The 660-nt window shown below is 76.5% G+C and carries 2 pseudogenes; one reads left to right on the top strand and one right to left on the bottom strand.

The features are described 5' to 3' along the window. Positions 1-345: pseudogene (locus KUM32_RS38435) on the top strand (aldose 1-epimerase); the annotation flags it as partial. 99 nt (positions 346-444) lie between these two features. Here the strand turns inward: KUM32_RS38435 and KUM32_RS38430 are convergent. After that, a pseudogene (locus KUM32_RS38430) lies at positions 445-660 on the bottom strand (serine protease); the annotation flags it as partial.

The raw sequence follows: 660 nt of genomic DNA, 5'->3' as shown, positions 1-660 counted from the left end.
GGCCCGACCGGCGCGCCGGTGCAGATCGCGTTCGAACCCGCGTGGCAGGAGGAGCGGGGCGTGGACCACCTGCCCACCGGGCGGCGCGTCGAGCCAGGGCCCGGCCCGTGGGACGACTGCTTCGGGATGCCGGACGGCGTGGACGTCACGCTGACCTGGCCCACCCAGTTGGAGCTGACCATCACCAGCGGGGCGCAGTGGGTGGTGGTCTACGACGAGCAGGAGGAGGCGGTGTGCGTGGAGCCGCAGTCGGGCCCGCCGAACGGCCTCAACACGGTGCCGCGCCTGGTGACGCCCATCGACCCGTTGGAGGTCTCGACGACCTGGCGCTGGAAGCGGTTCTGAACCACGTGACCCGGCCCCGTTCCCCGGCCGGCCCCGCCGCGCGGGGTGCCGGCCCGGCCGGGCGTCGCGCGGGGGCGGCGGCCGGCCGGGCCGGGTGGGTCACCGCGTGCGGTAGGCGCCGATCGCGGTCTGGGTGAGCGTGTTGCCCGCGGTGTCGGTCAGCCTGGCGCGGAGCGAGACGCTGGTGCCGGACCGCTGGGCCGGGATGGTCGCGGCGCCGCGTACCACCGCGGCCCGCTGCCAGGACGTGCCGCCGTCGACCGAGTACGCGACCTCAAGCGCGCGCGTGTGGCCCTTGGCGGCGCCCTGTACGGC

The organism is Streptomyces sp. AC627_RSS907, from assembly GCF_019049165.1.
The sequence above is the reverse complement of the archived record's forward strand: the minus strand, read 5'-3'. Positions and strand labels throughout refer to the sequence as shown.